Annotated in this window: 19 protein-coding genes; 4 read left to right on the top strand and 15 right to left on the bottom strand. The window is 71.4% G+C overall.

The window, feature by feature from the left end; genetic code table 11:
• Window position 1: 1 nt before the first annotated feature.
• Window positions 2-532, bottom strand: a complete 531-nt coding sequence (gene rimP, locus ACZ5SK_RS25195) for a ribosome maturation factor RimP (protein WP_334576763.1) — start codon at window positions 530-532, stop codon at window positions 2-4.
• A gap of 227 nt (window positions 533-759) precedes the next feature.
• Here rimP and ACZ5SK_RS25190 point away from each other — a divergent pair, with 227 nt between their 5' ends.
• The 3 genes from ACZ5SK_RS25190 to ACZ5SK_RS25180 are packed head-to-tail and all read left to right on the top strand — an operon-like array spanning window position 760 to window position 2,775.
• Window positions 760-1,356, top strand: coding sequence for a hypothetical protein (locus ACZ5SK_RS25190; protein ID WP_361705005.1), 597 nt, complete (start codon window positions 760-762; stop codon window positions 1,354-1,356).
• On the top strand, window positions 1,353-1,850 hold the full coding sequence (locus ACZ5SK_RS25185; RefSeq protein WP_468576609.1) for a ferritin-like domain-containing protein: 498 nt from the start codon (window positions 1,353-1,355) through the stop codon (window positions 1,848-1,850). The genes ACZ5SK_RS25190 and ACZ5SK_RS25185 overlap by 4 nt, the downstream gene beginning before the upstream one ends.
• 28 nt (window positions 1,851-1,878) lie before the next feature.
• Window positions 1,879-2,775: an aminoglycoside phosphotransferase family protein gene (locus tag ACZ5SK_RS25180; RefSeq protein ID WP_334576769.1), complete on the top strand. Its 897-nt coding sequence runs from the start codon at window positions 1,879-1,881 to the stop codon at window positions 2,773-2,775.
• Here ACZ5SK_RS25180 and ACZ5SK_RS25175 read toward each other — a convergent pair.
• The 13 genes from ACZ5SK_RS25175 to ACZ5SK_RS25115 all read right to left on the bottom strand — a co-directional run bounded on the left by ACZ5SK_RS25175 (window position 2,772) and on the right by ACZ5SK_RS25115 (window position 16,599).
• Window positions 2,772-3,008 (bottom strand): ferredoxin, encoded by a 237-nt coding sequence (locus ACZ5SK_RS25175; RefSeq protein WP_468576608.1) that lies wholly within the window; start codon window positions 3,006-3,008, stop codon window positions 2,772-2,774. The genes ACZ5SK_RS25180 and ACZ5SK_RS25175 overlap by 4 nt on opposite strands.
• Window positions 3,009-3,011: 3 nt before the next feature.
• Complete coding sequence (locus tag ACZ5SK_RS25170; RefSeq protein WP_457494153.1) at window positions 3,012-4,229, bottom strand: NADH-ubiquinone oxidoreductase-F iron-sulfur binding region domain-containing protein; 1,218 nt, start codon at window positions 4,227-4,229, stop codon at window positions 3,012-3,014.
• Window positions 4,226-4,825, bottom strand: coding sequence for a ferric reductase-like transmembrane domain-containing protein (locus ACZ5SK_RS25165; protein WP_457494154.1), 600 nt, complete (start codon window positions 4,823-4,825; stop codon window positions 4,226-4,228). Before ACZ5SK_RS25165 ends, ACZ5SK_RS25170 begins: the two co-directional genes overlap by 4 nt.
• Window positions 4,822-5,850: an FAD:protein FMN transferase gene (locus ACZ5SK_RS25160; RefSeq protein ID WP_457494155.1), complete on the bottom strand. Its 1,029-nt coding sequence runs from the start codon at window positions 5,848-5,850 to the stop codon at window positions 4,822-4,824. The genes ACZ5SK_RS25165 and ACZ5SK_RS25160 overlap by 4 nt, the downstream gene beginning before the upstream one ends.
• Window positions 5,850-6,212, bottom strand: coding sequence for a hypothetical protein (locus ACZ5SK_RS25155; protein WP_457494156.1), 363 nt, complete (start codon window positions 6,210-6,212; stop codon window positions 5,850-5,852). The genes ACZ5SK_RS25160 and ACZ5SK_RS25155 overlap by 1 nt, the downstream gene beginning before the upstream one ends.
• 124 nt (window positions 6,213-6,336) lie before the next feature.
• Window positions 6,337-8,040 carry a proline--tRNA ligase gene (locus tag ACZ5SK_RS25150; RefSeq protein WP_334576777.1) on the bottom strand — a complete coding sequence of 568 codons (1,704 nt, stop codon included), beginning with the start codon at window positions 8,038-8,040 and terminating at the stop codon, window positions 6,337-6,339.
• Between the two features lie 73 nt (window positions 8,041-8,113).
• A complete protein-coding gene (locus ACZ5SK_RS25145; protein WP_334576778.1) occupies window positions 8,114-8,644 on the bottom strand; it encodes a GNAT family N-acetyltransferase in 531 nt (176 codons plus the stop codon).
• A gap of 21 nt (window positions 8,645-8,665) precedes the next feature.
• On the bottom strand, window positions 8,666-9,514 hold the full coding sequence (locus ACZ5SK_RS25140) for a GNAT family N-acetyltransferase (protein ID WP_334576780.1): 849 nt from the start codon (window positions 9,512-9,514) through the stop codon (window positions 8,666-8,668).
• Window positions 9,515-9,772: 258 nt separating this feature from the next.
• Entirely contained in the window at window positions 9,773-10,930 is a 1,158-nt protein-coding gene (gene ispG, locus ACZ5SK_RS25135) for a flavodoxin-dependent (E)-4-hydroxy-3-methylbut-2-enyl-diphosphate synthase (protein WP_079659167.1), read from the bottom strand.
• Between the two features lie 252 nt (window positions 10,931-11,182).
• Window positions 11,183-11,767: an RICIN domain-containing protein gene (locus ACZ5SK_RS25130; protein WP_334576782.1), complete on the bottom strand. Its 585-nt coding sequence runs from the start codon at window positions 11,765-11,767 to the stop codon at window positions 11,183-11,185.
• Between the two features lie 224 nt (window positions 11,768-11,991).
• Entirely contained in the window at window positions 11,992-13,296 is a 1,305-nt protein-coding gene (locus ACZ5SK_RS25125; RefSeq protein WP_334576783.1) for a M50 family metallopeptidase, read from the bottom strand.
• Window positions 13,293-14,552 carry a 1-deoxy-D-xylulose-5-phosphate reductoisomerase gene (gene dxr, locus ACZ5SK_RS25120; protein WP_079659170.1) on the bottom strand — a complete coding sequence of 420 codons (1,260 nt, stop codon included), beginning with the start codon at window positions 14,550-14,552 and terminating at the stop codon, window positions 13,293-13,295. Before dxr ends, ACZ5SK_RS25125 begins: the two co-directional genes overlap by 4 nt.
• 109 nt (window positions 14,553-14,661) lie before the next feature.
• Window positions 14,662-16,599: an acyl-CoA dehydrogenase family protein gene (locus ACZ5SK_RS25115; protein WP_334576785.1), complete on the bottom strand. Its 1,938-nt coding sequence runs from the start codon at window positions 16,597-16,599 to the stop codon at window positions 14,662-14,664.
• Window positions 16,600-17,047: 448 nt separating this feature from the next.
• Between ACZ5SK_RS25115 and ACZ5SK_RS25110 the strand changes: the two genes are divergently transcribed.
• Window positions 17,048-18,061, top strand: a complete 1,014-nt coding sequence (locus ACZ5SK_RS25110; protein ID WP_334576786.1) for a LacI family DNA-binding transcriptional regulator — start codon at window positions 17,048-17,050, stop codon at window positions 18,059-18,061.
• 127 nt (window positions 18,062-18,188) lie between these two features.
• Here the strand turns inward: ACZ5SK_RS25110 and ACZ5SK_RS25105 are convergent, their stop codons facing one another.
• Window positions 18,189-19,391 carry an RNA-guided endonuclease InsQ/TnpB family protein gene (locus ACZ5SK_RS25105; RefSeq protein ID WP_334576787.1) on the bottom strand — a complete coding sequence of 401 codons (1,203 nt, stop codon included), beginning with the start codon at window positions 19,389-19,391 and terminating at the stop codon, window positions 18,189-18,191.
• Window positions 19,392-19,507: the final 116 nt, after the last annotated feature.

Below are 19,507 nucleotides of genomic sequence, written 5' to 3'. Positions count from 1 at the left end.
GCTACGCCTCCTCTTCCTTCTCGTTCTCGTCGTTGTCGTCGTGCTCGTCGTGCTTGTCCTTGCGGTTGAACTCGACCTGCACGCGCGCCTTGTCGATGTCGCCGAAGGCGAGTCTGCGGGCGGTGGCCTTGCGGCCCTTCACGCCCGGCACCTCGACGTCGAGCCCCTCGTCGTCGGCCTTCAGGATCCGGGCGACCAGCTCGCCGCCCTCGGTCAGCTGGAACCGCACCAGCCGGTCCGTGGCGCGCACATAGTGCCGGTGCTCGGTGAGGGCGCGCTCCGCGCCCGGGGTGCCGACCTCGAGGGTGTACTCGCCCTCGCCCATCGCGTCCGTCTCGTCGAGCTTCGCCGAGAGCGCGCGGCTCACATCGGCGATTTTGTCCAGGTCCGCTCCGGTGTCGGAGTCGACGACGACGCTCAGCACCCGCTTGCGTCCGACGGAGTCCACGGTGATCTCTTCGAGGTCCAGTCCCTGGGAGGCGACGAGCGGTTCCAGGAGCTCTCGCAGCCTCTCGCTCTGGGTGGTGCTCATCCGGGTGACTCCTCGGCCGCGTGTGCTGTTGTGGGATGGGGCGCGTGTCTGGTCAAAGGGTATCCGGTCGCAGGGTGTGTTGCCGTCCACCCGTGCACGGAGGGTGGCCGGACATGCGGCGAAACGGTGCCGCTGAGTGATGGCGGACGAGTGCGCGGGTACGGTGATCACGGGCCTGCCGCCCTTCTTGGTGTTTCTTTCGTACGAGTTCCCCGAGGACGTCTGTCGTGCCGTTCCCCCCTGCCTCGCGCACCCTGTCGGGGCCGCGCAGAAGATCCCTGCTCGCGTCGGCCGCGGGGGCCGCGCTGCTCGTGGGCTGCTCGTCCGGCGCCGGGGAGAGCGAGGAGGGCGAGGGGAGCGCGAGCGGCGGCCCGTCGGTCACCGAGCGGGCACGCGCGCGTGCGGCCCAGCAGAGCAACGGGCTGGTGGCGCGCTACGACGCCGTCCTCGCCGTCCACCCGACGCTGACGGCACGGCTGGCGCCGCTGCGGGCGGAGGTCGTACGGCATGTGGAGGCCTTCGGGGGCGCGCGAAAGGCGCCCGCGTCCCCCTCGCCCTCGTCGGCCCCGTCGCCCTCGTCGGCCCCCTCGTCCTCATCCGCCTCCTCCCCCGTCTCCGCGGCTCCGGCGGCCTCGGCGGCGCCGTCCGCCGCGCCGGTGACCGAGCAGGACGCCCTCGCCGGGCTGGCGGCCGCCGAGCGGGCGCTCGCCGACCGCAGGGCCACTGAACTGCTGGACGTCCCCGGCGAATTGGCCCGGCTGCTGGCCTCGGTGGCGGCGGCCGGCGCGGCGCACGCCTATCTGTTGACGGAGGAGGCCCGATGAGCGAGGAGACGTCCGCGGAGCTGACGGCACTCCAGGCGGCGCTGGCCGCCGAACACGCCGCGGTGTACGGGTACGGCGTCGTCGGCGGGCGCATCGGTATGGAGCGGCGCACGGAAGCGCGGGCGGCGTACGACGCGCACCGGGCGCGCCGGGACGCGCTGGCGCGCGACGTGCGCGGCGTGGGCGCCGAGCCGGTCGCCGCGAACGCCGGGTACGCGCTGCCGTTCGCGGTGCCCGACGCCGTCGCGGCGGTCCGGCTCGCCGCCCAGCTGGAGGACCGGGTGGCCGGGGTGTACTCCGACCTGGTGCGCGCGGCCACCGGGGCACGGCGCCGGGACGCGGCGGCGGCGCTGCGGGAGGCGGCGGTCCGCGCGGTGCGCTGGCGCGGCGGGAGCGTAGCCTTCCCTGGTCTCGCGGAACGGTCCGGTACGACCGGTACGAATCCGGCCGCGGCAGGAGCCGGGGCAGGGGCTTCGGGGACACCGACCGCTTGACCGGGAGACGGAAGGGAACGACTCGCGCATGGCTTTCGAACCGCCGCAGCGTCTGGTGAGGGCGCTCGGTGAGACGGCACCGGACGGTGACGGCTGGTTGGAGAAGCTGCCGGAGGCGGCCCGACAGGCCGTGGATCTACGCGAGTTGACCGTGGACCGGGTGCAGGTGCCGGGCGGCCGGAGCAGCCTGGTCGTGCTCGTGCGGCGCGCGGACGGGACCCCGGCCGTGCTGAAGCTGGCCCCGCCCCGATTCCGGCCCGAGGCCGAGCGGGCCGCGCTGGCGCACTGGGGCGGCCTGGGCGCCGTCCAGTTGCTTCAGGGCCCGGAGACGGCCGGGGTGCTGCTGCTCGAACGGCTGCATCCCGATGTGTCGGTGCGCTCGCTCGCGGAGGCGAAGGCGCTGCTGGAGGCGGCGGGGACGCTGCGGCGGCTGTGGGTGGAGCCACCGGCCGGGCAGGTCTTCGAGACCGTGGCCGAGCGGACCGGCCGGCAGGCCGAGGCGATGCGGGGGACCGCCGTCGGCTCCGACGTGGGTGCGCTGGTGGAGGCGGCGCTCTTTGCCCGTGAGGAGTTGGTGGGGACGGCGCCCGAGGTGCGGTTGCTGCACGGGACGTTTCGGCAGAGCAAGGTGCTGGCGGGCGAGCGGACGCCATGGCTGGCGGTGGGGCCGGATCCGGTGGTCGGTGAGTGCGCGTTCGATCTGGCGCGGCTGGTGCGGGACCGGGTGGAGGATCTGATCGCCTCGCCCTCGGGGGCGTCGATCACGCGGCGGCGAGTGCGGAAGCTGGCGGAGTCGTTGGAGCTGGATCCCGAGCGGGTGCGGGGGTGGACGCTTTTCCGGGCGGTGGAGTCGGGGGTGCGGGCGCTTCGGGTGGGGCGGGCTCGGGACGCCGAGCTGCTGCTGGAGTTCGCCGGGTGGCTCTAGGGGTTGCGGTTCGGGGGCGGGAGCGTGGTGGCCGGTGTCAGTCTCAGGGCCAGGACCGGGCAGTCCGCCGCTGCTCTTCGGGCGCGTTTCACCGTTCTCGACGGGACAGGCGTCCGCTGCACGAGGGGATAGCCCCACTCGTCGAGGGTGATGTGGTCGGGTAGGAGTTCCGCGCAGAGGCCGTGGGCCCGGCAGGACGTCCGGTCGATGTCGAGTTGCTGGTCCGTGCTCATGGGTCAGCTCTCCTCCGGGACGGGCAGCAGGGGTGTGCGGTCGGTCGCCGTGCAGTGGCCGTGGGCGTGGGCGTCGATCTCCGTGGCGAACGTCGTCAGGGCGCTGCGGACCAGGCGGACCGTGCCGTCGGGGTGGTGGCAGGCGCCCCGGCCCTCGACGAGACCCGACCAGCGGGCGAGATCGGCGCGGACCGTGCCCTGGGGGCCGGGGGCGGCGAGGGTGCGGAAGGCTGCGGCGATGCGGGGCAGGCCGTTGAGACAGGGGCCGCACTGGCCGGCCGACTGCAGGGCGAGGTAGCGCAGGACGCGGGCGGTCTCGGCGAGGCCGCAGCGGTCGGCGGGCAGTGCGGCGAGGACTCCCGCGCCCAAGTAGCTTGCGTCGAGAGCGAGTTGACCCGCCTCCGGGGCCGGGATCCAGGTGCCGTGGTAGCCGCCCACCAGGACCGCCCGGGCACCCTCCAGGGGTAGCAGCCGGGCGATGGGCAGGCCGTAGGGGGCCTCCACGACCCGGGGTTCACGGCCCGGCACATGGACCGTGCACAGGACGCTGCCGGGCTGGGTCGGGGTGCCGGCGGTGCGGTACCAGTCGGCGCCGTAGCGGGCGATGAGCGCGAGGTGGGCCAGGGTCTCGACGTTCTGCACGAGGGTCGGGGCCCGGTGCACTCCGCGTTCCCGGACCGGCGGCCGCTGGTGGGCGGGCAGGGCCGCGCCGCCGGAGACGTACCGGGCGAGGGCGGAGGACTGGCCGGAGAGGAACGACTTCGGCAGGCGGACGACCTTGACGGGCAGCGGGTCCGCGGTGCGCTGGGCGAGAGCGGACTCCAGCCAGGTCGCACCGTCCTCCACGGCGAGGTACGCCTCTGCCGCGCCGACCATGTGGGCCGCCGACTGCAATCCGTCCAGGACGAGATGGGGCGACAGGCGCAGCAGGGTCTTGTCCTTGCGGCTGGCCGGTTCGCCTTCGGCGCCGTTGGCGACGACCACGGACGCGCGGCCGGTGCGCCGTCCTGCCTCGGCGACGGAGACGAGCTTGCGGTAGGTCGGGAAGCCGGCGCCGCCGCGCCCGGTGAGTCCGGACTCTGCGACCGCACGCAGCACGCTCTCGGGGTCGCCGGGAGGCAGCGGGCCGTGGCGCCGGTGGTGGGTGGCCAGGTCGGCGGGGGCGGCGCCGGGGGCGAGGAGACGTGGGGCCATGTGCAGGTCGGGGAAGGTCGCGGTCACGGTCGGGCTCCTTCGGCGGTGCGCAGGAGGGCTGCGGGGGTGTCGCGGGCGGCGCGTGCGGCGTGGACGAGGCGGGCGGCGTGGACGAGGCGGGCGGCGAAGGCGGCGACCACGGCGGCGACGCAGGCGACGGTCAGCCAGGTCATCCAGTCGGTGCCGGTGTCCGTGCCGATGCCGATGCCGTGGACGAGCGCGACCGGCCAGGAGACGTACGCCGACCAGTGCAGGGCGCGCCACGCGCGGTGGCCGAGGCGGTCGCGGAGAAGGCTGCTGATCAGCACCGCGAGCATCAGGTCGAGGGCGACTGTGCCGAGGCCCAGCCAGAGGGGCTGGTAGTCGGAGACGAAGGGGAGCAGGACGTCCACGACGGTGATGTGGGCGTAGCTGTCGATCACCGCGAGGGCGATGTGCAGGGCCAGGAAGGCCGTCGCCGACAGGGAAAGGGTGCGGTGGAGGGTGACCGTGCCGAAGCGGGGGAGGCCGGGGAACCGGGTTCTCAGTCGGACCGCGATGCCCAGCAGGACGACGACGGTGAAAAGAACGAGGCAGACGGCGCCGGTGGCTCGGTTGGCATACCAGAGGGTTTCGCCTGTCATGCGGCAGTCCCCCGGTGGGGGCTGGTCGCGCCCCGCGGCCCAGCCGCATGTTGACACAGCCCCGCGCCCCTCGGGTGGGTGGGCCAGCCCGGTGTTGTGACGACCAGGCCGTCTTGTGCGACCAGGCGCGCCGGCAGTCCCCTTCGCGTCAGCCAGCGTTCCGCGCCCGCGCCCTTGACCAGGGCCGCCGTGGTCGCCGCGTTGGCCTCGGCGCAGGTGGCGGCCGCTACCGACACCGTGCGCCACGGAGTCTGGGCCGGCAGGCCCGTGAGGGGGTCGATGATGTGGTGGAGGGTGTGGTCGGCGCGGCGCCAGGTGCGGGCCGCGGTGCCTGATGTGGCAAGGCCGCCGCTGTGGAGGCCTACCGTGGCGTACGGGCCCTGCGTCGGAGTTTCCTGCACCGGGCCGGTGATGTCCTGGACGCGGATCTGCCAGCCGTCGGCCGGGGGCTCACCGGCGACCGCCGTGTCGCCGCCCAGGCTCACCAGGACTCCGCAGCCCGCCGTCGCCGCGAGGATCGCCGCCGCCTTGTCCGCGGCCCAGGCCTTCGCCGTGGCGCCGAGGTCCAGGTGGACTCCGGTCGGGACGGTGACCGTACCCGTCTCCCGGTCGAGGCGGACCGTGCGCCAGCCGGGGGCGCGCTTCACCGTGAGCCGGATCGAGCGGTCGTCCTCGCGGACGAGGGTGAAGTCGCGGTCGTAGCCGATCGCGTCCATCGCGGAGCCGACGGTGGGGTCCACGGCGCCGTCGGTCGCCTCGGCCGCGCGCAGGGCGATGTCGAGGGCCTCGGCGAACAGGGGGCTGACCCGGACCGGGCGGCCCGCGGCGGTGTCGAGGGCGGTCAGTTCGGAGTCGGCCCGGAAGCGGCTGCAGGCGGCGTCGACCTCGGCGAGCTGCCCGGCGAGGATTAGGTTGCAGGACTCCAGCAGGGCCGGGTCGGTGACGACCACCCGGACGGTGGTGCCGAGGGCCCGCCACTGCGCGGCGGCCGTCGTACGGGACCGGGACGTGAGAGGAGCGCTCATCACGACGCTCCCGAGGTGGAGTCGGTGGAGCCGCCGGAGGCCGCGGTGAGACCGCTGTCGGAGCTGCTGGAGCCCGTGGAGCCGGTGGAGTTGTCCGAGGAGGACGAGCTGTCCGAGCCGGTCGAGCCGGTGGAGCTGTCCGAGCCGGTCGAGTTGTCCGAGGACGTGCTGCTCGACGAGGAGCTGGAGTTGCTCGTGCCGGTGTTGCTCGCCGTCGTGCTCGCGTCCGCCTGCATCGTGCCGACCAGGGCGAAGACCCCGGCTGCCGCGGCCAGCGTGACGGCCGCCGCGAGGGCCGCCGTCCGCCGTGCCCCTCTGCGGACGGCCGACGCGGCCCCCCGTTCCGCTTCCCTTGTCGCCATGACCGTTCCCCTCCGTAGTGACGCTCTGTCACGCCCTACGGTCGGGGAACGGCCTGAGAGAAGTCTGTGAGGCGGCCGTACGCCTCCCCAGAACTGTCTGAAACGTTCCTTTAATTCACGTACTTCACGCGGTCAGACGGGCGATCGCCTCGTCCACCGTGAGCTCCTCGCGCTCGCCGGTCCTGCGGTCCTTCAGCTCCAGGACGCCCTCGGCGGAACGGCGGCCCGCCACCAGGATCTTCGGTACGCCCATCAGCTCGGAGTCGGTGAACTTCACGCCCGGGGAGACGCCGGCCCGGTCGTCGACCAGGACGCGCAGACCGGCCGCGTGCAGCTTCTCGGAGACGTCCAGCGCCAGCTCCGTCTGCAGGGCCTTGCCCGCGGCGACGACGTGGACGTCGGCCGGGGCGACCTCGGCGGGCCAGACCAGGCCCTTGTCGTCGGCGGTCTGCTCGGCGAGGGCGGCGACCGCGCGGGTGACGCCGATGCCGTAGGAGCCCATGGTCACGCGGACCGGCTTGCCGTTCTGGCCGAGGACGTCGAGCTTGAGGGCGTCGGCGTACTTGCGGCCCAGCTGGAAGATGTGGCCGATCTCGATGGCGCGGTCCAGCCTCAGGCCGGTGCCGCAGTTCGGGCAGGGGTCGCCTTCCCGGACGACGACGACGTCGACGTACTCGGCGACCTCGAAGTCACGGCCCGCGACGACGTTCTTCGCGTGCAGACCCTCCTTGTTGGCGCCGGTGATCCAGGCCGTGCCGGGGGCCACGCGCGGGTCCGCGATGTAGGTGACCTTCTCGCCCAGGCCCTGCGGGCCGACATAGCCGCGGACCAGGTCCGGGCGGCCCACGAAGTCCTCGGCGGTGACCAGATCGACGGTGGCCGGGGCGAAGTGCGCCTCGACCTTGCCCATGTCGACCTCACGGTCGCCGGGGACGCCCACGGCCACGATCTCGCCGTCCACCTTGACCAGAAGGTTCTTGAGCGTGGCCGAGGCGGGTACGCCGAGGTGGGCGGCGAGGGTCTCGATGGTGGGGGTGTCGGGGGTCGGGATCTCCTCGAGCGCGGCGACGCCCTCGGCGTCCACCGGCTTCAGCCCGTACGTGATCGCCTCGGTGTTCGCCGCGAAGTCGCAGTTCGGGCAGTCCGCGAAGGTGTCCTCGCCCGCGCCTGCCGGGGCCAGGAACTCCTCCGACTTGGAGCCGCCCATCGCGCCCGCCGTGGCGGCGCAGATGCGGTAGTCGAGGCCGAGGCGCTCGAAGATCCGCTGGTAGGCCTGGCGGTGCAGGGCGTAGGAGTGGGCGAGGCCCTCGTCCTCGGTGTCGAAGGAGTAGGAGTCCTTCATCAGGAACTCGCGGCCGCGCAGGATGCCGGCCCGCGGGCGGGCCTCGTCACGGTACTTGTTCTGGATCTGGTAGAGGATGACCGGCAGGTCCTTGTAGGAGGACGCCTGGTCCTTCACGAGCAGCGTGAAGATCTCCTCGTGGGTGGGGCCGAGGAGGTAGTCGCCGCCCTTGCGGTCCTGGAGGCGGAACAGCTCCGGGCCGTACTCGTCCCAGCGGCCGGTGGCCTCGTAGGGCTCGCGCGGCAGCAGGGCGGGGAGCAGCACCTCCTGCGCGCCGATCGCGTCCATCTCCTCGCGGACGATCCGCTCCACGTTGCGCAGGACCTTCATGCCGAGCGGCAGCCAGCTCCAGATGCCCGCCGCGGTACGGCGGACGTAGCCGGCGCGGACGAGGAGCTTGTGGCTCAGGACCTCGGCGTCGGCCGGGTCGTCGCGCAGCGTCTTCGCCATCAACTGGGACATGCGCTGGACCGGTGCGTTCGCCATCGTTCTCGTACTCCTGCCGGGTAAGGGTGATGGCTAGGAGGTTAGCCGGGAGCGTGGCGGGGCCGGAAATCCGTTACGGGCGCAGGAGGGGAAGCGGGGCGCCCATCACCGCGTACGGGCGGGGGGCGCTGGGGAAGAGGACGCTGCGGGCCAGGTCCCGGTAGCCCAGCGAGCGGTAGAGGGCGCGGGCGGGGCTCTCGGTGTCGATGGCGGAGAGGATCGAGCGGGGTTCGGCCGCGGTGTCGGTGATCGTGGTGATCAGGGCCCGGCCCGCGCCGCGGTTCTGGTGGGCGGGGTGGACGTGGAGCTCCGTGATCACGAAGGAGTCGTCCAGCCAGTGCTCGTTGCCCTGGGCGCGGAGGTAGGGCTGGACGACCGTGGACCACCAGTGCGTGCGGTCGTTGGGCATGCCGTAGACGAAGCCGACGAGTCTGTCCCCGACGGTCGCGCCGAAGGCTCTCGCGCCGGGGTTCGTCATGTGGCGCAGGACGATCTGACGGCGGACGGCGACCTCGTCCGGGCCCAGTCCGAAGGCGACCGCTTGGACGGCCAGTGCCTCGTCCACATGGGCGGGAAGGTCCAAGGGGCCGATGACGAGGTCCATGGCGGGGAGCCTACAGGGGCGTCAAAAAAGCACGCTCGTGAATGCGCCGACCTCCTGGAAGCCGACCCTCCTGTAGGTGCGCCTCGCCGGGGTGTTGAAGTCGTTGACGTAGAGGCTGACGACCGGGGCGACGTCGGCCAGGGCGTAGCGCAGGACCGCTGCCATGCCGGGGGCCGCGAGGCCCTGGCCCCGGTATTCGGGGGCCACCCACACGCCCTGGACCTGGCAGGCCTGGGACGTCGCGGCGCCGATCTCCGCCTTGAAGGCGACCTTGCCGTTGTCGTCGAGGCGGGCGAACGAGCGGCCGGAGCCCACGAGTTCGGCGACTCTGGCCTGGTACAGCAGGCCGCCGTCGCCGGCCATCGGGGAGACGCCGACCTCCTCGGTGAACATCGCCACGCACGCCGGCATGATCGTGTCCATCTCGTCCTTGCGGATGCGGCGGACGTAGGGATCGGGGGCGATGTCGGCGGGCATGCGGTCGGTGACCATGAGGGGCTGGCGGGTGCGGACCTCCCGGGCCGGGCCCCAGTGGGGTTCGAGGAGGCGCCAGAGCTGGGTGGTCGGCTCGGTGGGGCCGACGATCGAGGAGCAGCGGCGGCCTGCCCGGCGGGCGCGGTCGGCGAAGGCGCGGACCGCGCGCGGGGTGGCGCAGATCGGGACCAGGTTGGCGCCCGCGTAGCACAGGGACGTCAGCATGCCGTCCTCGTACCAGCCCCACATCTCGCCGCCGAGCCGCCACGGGTCGAGGCCCGCGACCTGTACCCGGGAGGTGACGAAGGCATTGGCAACCGGCTCGCGGTCGAGGACGGCGAGCGCGGCGTCCAGGTCGCTCGGTTCGAGGACCCGGGAGGTGGTCTGGGTCAACACGCGCGGGGCCTCACACTCAGGTCTGGCTGATCCCCGCACTGTACCTGCGGAAGCTTTGCCGTGGTGCCTTGCGGTGGGGGCCGCTCGTTTGCCGGTGGCCGTGGGCCTGCGTGCCGTCCCTGGGGGCTGCCGCCCCCAGACCCCCGCTGTCGGCCCCGAAGGCGCCTCGTCCTCAAACGCCGGACGGGCTGAAAGGACAAACGCTCGGCCTTGAGCGCCGGACGGGCTGGATTGCCCCGCCGGCGCTCCCAAAGTGCGTCAGCCCGCGACTGACACCGACGGTTCGCCGGAGGGGGTGCCGGCCGCTTCCATCTGTTCGGCCAGCTTCATGGCCTCTTCGATGAGGGTCTCGACGATCTTGGACTCGGGGACGGTCTTGATGACCTCGCCCTTGACGAAGATCTGGCCCTTGCCGTTGCCGGAGGCGACGCCGAGGTCGGCCTCGCGGGCCTCGCCGGGGCCGTTGACCACGCAGCCCATGACGGCGACGCGCAGCGGGACCTCCATGCCCGTGAGGCCCGCGGTGACCTCCTCGGCCAGCTTGTACACGTCGACCTGGGCGCGGCCGCAGGACGGGCAGGAGACGATCTCCAGGCCGCGCTGCCTGAGGTTCAGGGACTCCAGGATCTGGTTGCCGACCTTGACCTCCTCGACCGGGGGGGCCGAGAGGGAGACGCGGATCGTGTCGCCGATGCCCTGGGAGAGGAGGGCGCCGAAGGCGACCGCCGACTTGATCGTGCCCTGGAAGGCGGGGCCGGCCTCGGTGACGCCGAGGTGGAGGGGGTAGTCGCACTGGGCGGCGAGCTGCCGGTAGGCCTCGACCATGATCACCGGGTCGTTGTGCTTGACCGAGATCTTGATGTCCCGGAAGTCGTGCTCCTCGAAGAGAGACGCCTCCCACAGCGCCGACTCGGCCAGCGCCTCCGGGGTGGCCTTGCCGTACTTCTGGAGCAGGCGGCGGTCCAGCGAGCCGGCGTTGACGCCGATGCGGATCGGGGTGCCGTGGTCCTTGGCGGCCTTGGCGATCTCCTTGACCTTGTCGTCGAACTGCTTGATGTTGCCGGGGTTCACGCGGACCGCCGCGCAGCCCGCCTCGATCGCGGCGAAGACGTACTTCGGCTGGAAGTGGATGTCGGCGATCACCGGGATCTGCGACTTGCGGGCGATCGTCGACAGGGCGTCGGCGTCGTCCTGCGTGGGGCAGGCGACGCGGACGATCTGGCAGCCGGAGGCGGTGAGCTCGGCGATCTGCTGGAGGGTGGCGCCGATGTCGGACGTGCGGGTCGTGGTCATCGACTGGACCGAGACCGGCGCGTCTCCGCCCACCGCCACGGAGCCGACCTGGATCTGCCGGCTCTTGCGGCGCTCGGCGAGCTTGGTCGGAACGGACGGCATGCCGAGAGAAATCGCAGTCATCTGCTGTGCAACCCCAAGTCGTGGATCAAGGCCCAGGTCCCGCTCCTCAGGCGGGTTCCAGGCTTCGAGATTACGCCACGGACGCGAACGGGGAGGACGCAGCGCCCGGCGGTCCGCCCGATCGTGCCCCCTGACGGCGGGCCGGGCATGACGACCGATCCGGCGGGACATGATCTCCGCCTCGTCGCCGCGCCCGGCCCGGTCCGACCCGGTCGGGTCCGACCCGGTCGGGCCCGCCCTGCGCGGTCCGGTTCAGAGACCCAGTTTCCAGTGCTGGTAGTTGCCGCCGTTGCAACCCTGCACGTAGGCGCTGCCGCCGCGGTTGCTGTCCAGGCACCACCGCGCGCTCTTGAGCTGGACGTTGTCCCAGCCCGGGCCGTCCGCCCCCCACAGCTGACCCGCGCCGGGCGTCTGTCCCGCCGGGACGCCCTCACAGGGGACGGTGGCGAGCACCAGGGCCGGGTTGTCGTTCGAGTACAGGCATCGCTGGGTCGCCTTGTTCACGATCTGGACCTCGTCAAAGGCGCTGTGGCCCTTGTAGACCACGGTCCAGGTCTGGTAGTCGTTGCCCTGGTCGCAGGGGTTCGTATAGACCTGGCCTTCCCAGTTGCTGTCCAGGCAGCGCCCGGTCTCCCAATTGCGCAGGATGTTCGTCTTCGCGTAGACGGAGCCCGCGGCGGTCGCGGAGCTCGTGTTCATGAACGCGAACCCCAGCGACAGGGTCACGCCGATCGCCGCGGTCCACCGGCGGCGCGACGACAGTCCCCGGCCCGAAGTGCGAGTGGACGCCTGCGCGTCGGTCGCGCGCGTCTCGTCCGGCTTCTTCATGTCCAGCATGCTCGATGTCCCTGCTTTCTCTTGACGTCGACATGCCAGAGCGCCAACCTGATCCTCCGGTTCCACCTGTTGGCCGTTTGTCGCGCCGAACACCCCTCCGGACGGCGGAAGTTGGCCGTATCACGCCTTCCGCGCCGTACGAATGATCCATGCCCCTCGCCCACGCGGGTCACGCGGGCAAGGGGCACGGTGTCACAGCCGTCGGACCGGAAGGCGGCCGGTCCTCAACTGATCTTGACCGGATTGACCACGTCCGCGATCAGGACCAGGACCGTGAAGCAGATGAAGATGCCCGCCACCACATAGGCCACCGGCATCAGCTTCGCCACGTCGAACGGGCCCGGGTCGGGGCGGCGCAGCACCTTGGCCAGATTGCGGCGCAGCGACTCCCACAGGGCGCCCGCGATGTGCCCGCCGTCCAGGGGCAGCAGCGGGAGCATGTTGAACAGGAACAGGGAGAGGTTGAAGCCCGCTACCAGCATCACGGCCATGGCGAGCTGCTGCGAGGCCGGGATGTCCAGGGTGAAGATCTCGCCGCCGACGCGGGCCGCGCCGACCACGCCCATGGGTGAGTCGGGCTCGCGGGGCGCGCCGTCGAAGGCGGCGTTCCACAGGGCCGGGATCTTGCCGGGCAGGGCGGCGATGGAGTCGACGGCCTCGCCGACCCGGTCGCCCATCCAGGACACGGAGTCGCCGAAGTCCTGCTTGACGACGCCGGTGGCCGCGCTGAAGCCGAGGAAGCCGGCCTTGATGTACTCGCCCTGGACGTAGCTGCCGTCGGAGTTCTTCTTGGCGACCTGGTTGGTGGCGATGGTCGTGTGCAGGGTCAGTTCCCGGCCGCCCCGGTCGACGACGATGTCGACCTTCTTGCCGGCGCTGACGCGGATCAGATCGGAGAGGGTGTTCCAGTCGTCCGTCTGCTTTCCGGCGAAGGAGACGATCTTGTCGCCGGGCTTCATGCCGGCGGCCGCGGCCGGGGAGGCCGGGTCGGTCGACTTGCACGCGTCGCGGTTCTGGCTCTGCGCGATGACGCAGGGGGAGACCGAGCTGACCGTGGTGGTCTGCTGCGAGATGCCGAAGCCCATGAGGACGGTGAGGAACAGCCCGATGGCGAGCACCAGGTTCATGAAGGGGCCCGCGAACATCACGATGACCCGTTTCCACGGCTTGCGCGTGTAGAACATGCGCGTCTCGTCGCCGGGCTGGAGCTCCTCGTAGGCGGCCGAGCGGGCGTCCTCGATCATGCCGCGCCAGGGCGAGGTGGAGCGGGCGGTGATCCGGCCGTCCTCACCGGGCGGGAACATGCCGATCATGCGGATGTAGCCGCCGAGCGGGACGGCCTTGATGCCGTACTCGGTGTCGCCCTTCTTGCGTGAGAAGACGGTCGGGCCGAAGCCGACCATGTACTGCGGCACCCGGATGCCGAAGAGCTTGGCCGTGGACAGGTGTCCCAGCTCGTGCCAGGCGATCGAGAACAGCAGGCCGACCACGAAGACGACTATGCCGAGGATCATCATCAGGGCTGTCATGCACGCGCCTCCGCGGTAGCCGTCAGTTCCTGGACCCGGGCCCGTGCCCAGGTCTCCGCTTCGAGGACGTCCGACACGGTGAGTGAAGTTCCCGTCACCGGCGTGTCGTGTTCCTCCACGACCCGGGTGATGGTCTCCATGATCCCGTTGAACGGGAGCGCGCCCTTGCGGAACGCCTCCACGCACTCCTCGTTGGCGGCATTGAACACCGCCGGGGCCGTGCCCGCGAGCTCGCCCACGTGCCGGGCGAGGTTCACCGAGGGGAAGGCCTCGTTGTCGAGCGGGAAGAACTCCCACGTCGACGCCGTGCTCCAGTCGAAGGCGGGGGCCGCGTCGGGGACGCGTCCGGGCCAGCCGAGGCCGATGGCGATCGGCCCACGCATGTCGGGGGGCGTCGCCTGGGCCAGTGTCGATCCGTCCGTGAACTCAACCATCGAGTGGACATACGACTGGGGGTGTACGACCACCTCAATGCGCGCGAAGGGAATGTCGTAGAGGAGGTGCGCCTCGATGACCTCCAGGCCCTTGTTGACCAGGGTCGCGGAGTTGATCGTGATGACCGGGCCCATGGACCAGGTGGGGTGGGCGAGGGCGTCCTCGACGGTGACGTTCGCCAGTTCCGCCTTGGTGCGGCCGCGGAAGGGGCCGCCGGAGGCGGTGACGACCAGCTTGCGGACGTCGGCGCGGGTGCCGGCGGCCAGCGCCTGGAAGAGGGCGGCGTGCTCGGAGTCCACCGGGATGATCTGCCCGGGCTCGGCGAGCGCCTTGACCAGCGGGCCGCCGACGATGAGCGATTCCTTGTTGGCGAGCGCGAGGGTGCGGCCCGCCTCCAGGGCGGCGAGGGTGGGAGCGAGGCCGATGGAGCCCGTGATGCCGTTGAGCACGGTGTGGCAGTCGGAGGCGGCGAGCCGGGTGGCCGCGTCCGGGCCGGCGAGGATCTCGGGGAGGGGCTCGGCGGCCCCGTACTCGGCGGTGAGCGCCTCGCGCAGCGCGGGGACGACGTCCTCGCGGGCGACCGCCACGGTCCGCACCCGCAGCCGGCGGGCCTGCTCGGCGAGGAGGGCGACCCGGCCGCCGTTGGCGGACAGGCCGGTGACCCGGAAGCGGTCCGGGTTGCGCAGCACGAGGTCGATGGCCTGGGTGCCGATCGAACCGGTGGAGCCGAGTATCACCACGTCCTTCGGGCCGTCGCCCGCGACCGGGTCGTAGACGAGGTGCGGGTCGGCGAGGGCGCGGGGGGCTGGACTGTCGGTCATCCCCCCATTGTTGCCGAGGCGGGTGGGCGGCAGGGCAGGGTGCCCCCTCCTCGTCCCCCTCATGAGAGGTTCGGGACAGGGGGCACCCTGCGGACGGGTGTGCGGCGCCTCACCTGATCGGGCGGTGCATGTTCTCCTTCTCACTCGGTCCCGGTGTGGCGTCGGCGATCCAGGGACCCTCCCCGGACGGGTCGACGATGCCCTGTTCCAGCCACTCGTAGGCGCCCGCCATGACGCCCTTGACGACCTTGCGGTCCAGGTCGTCGGTGTTGGTCCACAGACGGGCGAAGAGCTCGTCGACGCGGATGCGGGACTGGCGGCAGAACGCGTCGGCGAGCTGGTAGGCCTCGCGCCCGTTCTCGCCGCGCGAGCGCAGCAGCTCGGCGCGGACGCAGGCGGCGCTCATCGCGAAGAGTTCCGCGCCGATGTCCACGATCCGGCCGAGGAAGCCCTGCTTGGACTCCATCCGGCCCTGCCAGCGGGACATGGCGTAGAAGGTGGAGCGGGCGAGCTTGCGGGCGTGCCGCTCGACGTGCCGCAGATGCGGCGAGAGGTCCACGCCCGCGTGCTTGAACTCTCCGTACGACGACGGCAGTTGGCCCGGCCCCGCGACGAGCTTCGGCAGCCACTTGGCGTAGAAGACGCCCGCGTTGGCGCCCGCTTTCGCCTTGTCCTGGAGGGACTTGTCGGGGTCGATGAGGTCGCCGGCGACCGTGAGGTGGGCGTCGACGGCCTCGCGGGCGATGAGGAGGTGCATGATCTCCGTCGAGCCCTCGAAGATGCGGTTGATCCGCAGGTCGCGCAGGACCTGTTCGGCGGGGACCGCCTTCTCGCCCCGGGCGGCGAGCGACTCCGCCGTCTCGAAGCCGCGGCCGCCGCGGATCTGGACCAGCTCGTCGGCCATGCGCCAGCCCATCTCGGAGGCGATGAGCTTGGCGAGCGCGCCCTCGATGCGGATGTCGTTGCGGTCCTCGTCGGCCATCTGGCTCGACAGGTCCAGCACCGCCTCCAGGGCGAAGGTCGTCGCCGCGATGAAGCTGATCTTCGCGCCGACGGCCTCGTGGTGGGCGATCGGCTTGCCCCACTGCTCACGGGCCGCCGACCACTCGCGGGCGATCTTCAGACACCACTTGCCGGCGGCCACGCAGGACGCGGGCAGCGAGAGCCGGCCGGTGTTGAGCGTGGTCAGGGCGATCTTCAGCCCCGCGCCCTCGGGGCCGACGCGGTTGGCGGCCGGGACCCGGACCTGGTGGAAGCGGGTGACGCCGTTCTCGATGCCGCGCAGGCCCATGAAGGCGTTGCGGTTCTCGACGGTGATGCCGGGCGAGTCCGTCTCCACGACGAAGGCCGTGATGCCGCCCTTGTGCCCCTCGCTCCTCGGGACCCGCGCCATGACCACCAGCAGGTCGGCGACCACGCCGTTGGTCGTCCACAGCTTCACGCCGTCGAGGACGTAGTCGTCGCCGTCGGGGACCGCGCTGGTGGCGAGGCGGGCCGGGTCGGAGCCGACGTCCGGCTCGGTGAGGAGGAAGGCGCTGATGGCGGTGGTCGCGCAGCGCGGCAGGAACCGCTGCTTCTGCTCGTCGGTGCCGAACAGCTTCAGCGGCTGCGGTACGCCGATCGACTGGTGCGCCGACAGCAGCACGCCGATCGCGGGGCTGGCCGAGCCCGCCAGGGCCAGCGCCTTGTTGTAGTACACCTGGGTGAGGCCGAGACCGCCGTACTTGGGGTCGATCTTCATGCCGAGGGCGCCGAGCTCCTTGAGCCCGCTCACGACCTCGTCGGGGATGCGGGCCTCGCGCTCGATGCGGGCCGCGTCCACCTTCGTCTCGCAGAAGTCGCGGAGTTTGGCCAGGAACTGCTCGCCGCGCCGGACGGCCTCGTCGGAGGGGAGCGGGTGGGGGTGGATGAGGTCGAGCCGGAAGCGGCCCAGGAACAGTTCCTTGGCGAAGCTCGGCTTGCGCCAGTCCTGCTCCCGGGCGGCCTCGGCGACCTGGCGGGCCTCACGCTCGGTGACGGTGGGTTTCTTGAGGGGTGGTGCGGACATGAGGCTCACCTCGCCGCGAATCGGGATCTCGGACCACATTGGTTACCGATGGGTGCTACCCGATCGTTGGTACCCGATCCGGGACGAGCCCGCCACCCCTCGCGGGCGGGTTCGGGCGTCCCGGACGGCCCGCTCCCCGGCCCGCTCCCCGGCCTGCTCCCCGGCCTGCTCCCCGGCCGACGCCGGGGCCGGAGCCGGAGCCGAACCCGTCGCCGGGGGCGTGATCGTCGCCGCTCGGCGCCCTGCGCCGAACGAGTGTCCGGGCGGGGGTGAGGGCCTCGGCGAAGGGTTGCCGTACTCTTCTCCACCAATCCCCCACAACTCGCTGTCGAAGCGCTTCGACAACCTATGGACACCCACCCCCGCTAGAGCTACTGTCGAACCACCCTCACCCGCCCCTGTTCGCAATGCGCACTGTCGAAGCGCTTCACAAAACTTGGAGAGCTGGATGGTCACCCTCGCCGAGGTCGCCCAGCACGCCGGAGTCTCGGCGAGCACGGTGAGCTATGTCCTCAGTGGCAAGCGGTCCATCTCCACGACCACCCGGCAGCGGGTCGAGCAGAGCATCCGCGAGCTCGGCTACCACCCGAACGCGGGCGCCCGCGCACTGGCCAGCAGCAAGTCGAACATCATCGCCCTGATGATCCCGCTGCGCACCGACATGTATGTGCCGGTGATGATGGAGATCGCCATCGCGGTGGCCACCACGGCACGCACGTACGGGTACGACGTCCTGCTGCTCACCGGCGAGGAGGGTCCCGACGCCGTGCGCCGTGTCACCGGCAGCGGGCTCGCCGACGCGATGATCCTGATGGACGTCGAGCTGGACGACGAGCGGCTGCCGTTGCTGCGCTCCACCGACCAGCCGTCGGTGCTGATCGGGCTGCCCGCCGACACCTCCGGACTGACCTGTGTCGACCTGGACTTCGCGGCGACCGGCGCGCTGTGCGTGGAGCATCTGGCGACGTTGGGTCACCGGGACATCGCTGTCATCGGCGAGGCGCCGGCGGTCTACGAACGACACACCGGATTCGCCGAGCGCACGCTCGACGGACTCCGGTACCGGGCCAGGGACCTGGGCCTCAGGCTGCTGCACCGCCCGTGCGAGGGCGGGTACGACGCGATGGCCGTGACCCTGGCCCGGGTCCTCGACGAGCGTCCGGGCACCACCGGGTTCGTCGTGCAGAACGAGTCGGCGGTCGAGCCGCTGCTCGCGCTGCTGCGCCAGCAGGGCCGGGCCGTGCCGGAGGACGTGTCGGTGGTGGCGATCTGCCCCGACCAGGTCGCCGTGCAGGCCTCGGTCCGGCTGACGTCCGTCGCCATCCCCGCCCAGGACATGGGCCGCCACGCGGTGGAACGCCTCGTGGCCAAGCTGGAGGGGCGCGGCAGCGACGAAGTCGTGCTGATCTCCCCCGAGTTGACGGTCAGGGCGAGCACGGGACCGGCCCCCGCCGCTTCCTGACCCACCCCCTCGCCGCCTGCCCCACCCCTGCTCTGCCCGCTGTCGTGCCCTGCCGGGGCACCGCCGGCCTGCACTCCTCATAAGGAGCACCCCACTTGACGCTCTCCCTCCTGACGGAGGGAGCTTCTTACGGCTCGCGCCGTGAGACTTCCTGCTTCATCGCCGACTGCCCGCCCGGAGAACTCCGTTGAGGTCTTACACCAGCTCCCCAGGCTGCAACGGCCCGTCCGGCCGCCAGAAGGTTGATCGCCGCGTTCACGTCCCGGTCGTGGGTCGTTCCGCAGGCACACGCCCAGGTGCGGACGTTGAGCGGCATCTTGTCCTGCAAGGCGCCGCAGTGGGAGCACATGTTGGACGAGGGGAAGAAGCGGTCCACCGCGATCACTTCCCGCCCGTACCAGGCGGCCTTGTACTCCAGCATGGAGCGGAAATCGCGCCAGCTCGCGTCCGAGATGGCTCGGGCGAGCGTGTGGTTCTTGACCATGTTGCGCACGGTCAGGTCCTCGATCACGAGCGTTTGGTTTTCACGCACGAGCCGAGTGGTCAGCTTGTGGAGCAGGTCACGGCGTCGGTCGGCGATCCTCGCGTGGATCTTGGCGACCTTGCGCCGGGCCTTGGTCCGGTTGGCGCCGTCGCCCTTGGCCTTGCGGGACAGTTTCCGCTGGGCCTTGGCAAGTCGGACACGGTCCCGGCGTTCGTGCTTGGGGTTGGTGATCTTCTCCCCTGTGGAGAGGATCAGCAGGTGGTCCAGGCCGACATCGATTCCGACCGCGCTTTCGGTGGCGGGGAGGGGCTGGACGGACGGGTCGTCGCACAGCAAAGAGACGAACCAGCGTCCCGCCGGGTCCTGGGAAACAGTCACCGTGGACGGCTTCGCCCCACATGGGAGCGGCCTGGACCACACGATGTCAAGCGGTTCGGTCATCTTCGCCAGGGTCACCTCCCCGTCGCGGAAGCGGAACCCACTGGTGGTGTACTCCGCCGACCTGCGGGACTTCTTCCGCGACTTGAAGCGCGGGTACTTCGCCCGCCTGCCGAAGAAGTTGGTGAAGGCGGTCTGCAAGTGCCGCAGCGTCTGCTGGAGCGGCACCGACGACACCTCGTTGAGGAACGCCAACTCCTCGGTCTTCTTCCATGCCGTCAGCATCGCCGACGTGGCGTTGTAGTTGACCCGCTCCTGCCGCGCCCACGCCTCCGTGCGAGCAGCGAGGGCCAGGTTGTAGACCTTCCGCACGCAACCGAACGTGCGCGACAGCTCGGCTGCCTGCGCATCGGTCGGATGGAAGCGGTACTTGAACGCCCGCTTCACGCACGTCGCTGTCACGCTCACAAACTAACGAGGCTACGACTTAAGATCAAATCTGCGGGTCAGGGCACGGTCTTCCGCCCTGGGGGCGAAACCCCGCTCCTTGCCGTGCTCCGCAGGAGTCCGTTTCTTCTCCGCCC

The organism is Streptomyces sp. NPDC031474, from assembly GCF_055581185.1.
Note: the sequence above shows the minus strand (reverse complement) of the source record. Positions and strands in the feature narration are given on the sequence as shown.

Bases quoted from the DNA above. Each gene is read 5' to 3' on its own strand.
- ACZ5SK_RS25125 (WP_334576783.1), bottom strand. From the start codon at position 13,296: ATGACAGCCCTGATGATGATCCTCGGCATAGTCGTCTTCGTGGTCGGC.
- ACZ5SK_RS25145 (WP_334576778.1), bottom strand. From the start codon at position 8,644: ATGGACCTCGTCATCGGCCCCTTGGACCTTCCCGCCCATGTGGACGAG.
- ACZ5SK_RS25155 (WP_457494156.1), bottom strand. From the start codon at position 6,212: ATGGCGACAAGGGAAGCGGAACGGGGGGCCGCGTCGGCCGTCCGCAGA.
- dxr (WP_079659170.1), bottom strand. From the start codon at position 14,552: ATGACCGACAGTCCAGCCCCCCGCGCCCTCGCCGACCCGCACCTCGTC.
- ispG (WP_079659167.1), bottom strand. From the start codon at position 10,930: ATGACTGCGATTTCTCTCGGCATGCCGTCCGTTCCGACCAAGCTCGCC.
- ACZ5SK_RS25175 (WP_468576608.1), bottom strand. From the start codon at position 3,008: ATGAGCACGGACCAGCAACTCGACATCGACCGGACGTCCTGCCGGGCC.
- ACZ5SK_RS25150 (WP_334576777.1), bottom strand. From the start codon at position 8,040: ATGGCGAACGCACCGGTCCAGCGCATGTCCCAGTTGATGGCGAAGACG.
- ACZ5SK_RS25115 (WP_334576785.1), bottom strand. From the start codon at position 16,599: ATGTCCGCACCACCCCTCAAGAAACCCACCGTCACCGAGCGTGAGGCC.
- rimP (WP_334576763.1), bottom strand. From the start codon at position 532: ATGAGCACCACCCAGAGCGAGAGGCTGCGAGAGCTCCTGGAACCGCTC.
- ACZ5SK_RS25110 (WP_334576786.1), top strand. From the start codon at position 17,048: ATGGTCACCCTCGCCGAGGTCGCCCAGCACGCCGGAGTCTCGGCGAGC.
- ACZ5SK_RS25160 (WP_457494155.1), bottom strand. From the start codon at position 5,850: ATGAGCGCTCCTCTCACGTCCCGGTCCCGTACGACGGCCGCCGCGCAG.
- ACZ5SK_RS25185 (WP_468576609.1), top strand. From the start codon at position 1,353: ATGAGCGAGGAGACGTCCGCGGAGCTGACGGCACTCCAGGCGGCGCTG.
- ACZ5SK_RS25165 (WP_457494154.1), bottom strand. From the start codon at position 4,825: ATGACAGGCGAAACCCTCTGGTATGCCAACCGAGCCACCGGCGCCGTC.
- ACZ5SK_RS25180 (WP_334576769.1), top strand. From the start codon at position 1,879: ATGGCTTTCGAACCGCCGCAGCGTCTGGTGAGGGCGCTCGGTGAGACG.
- ACZ5SK_RS25130 (WP_334576782.1), bottom strand. From the start codon at position 11,767: ATGCTGGACATGAAGAAGCCGGACGAGACGCGCGCGACCGACGCGCAG.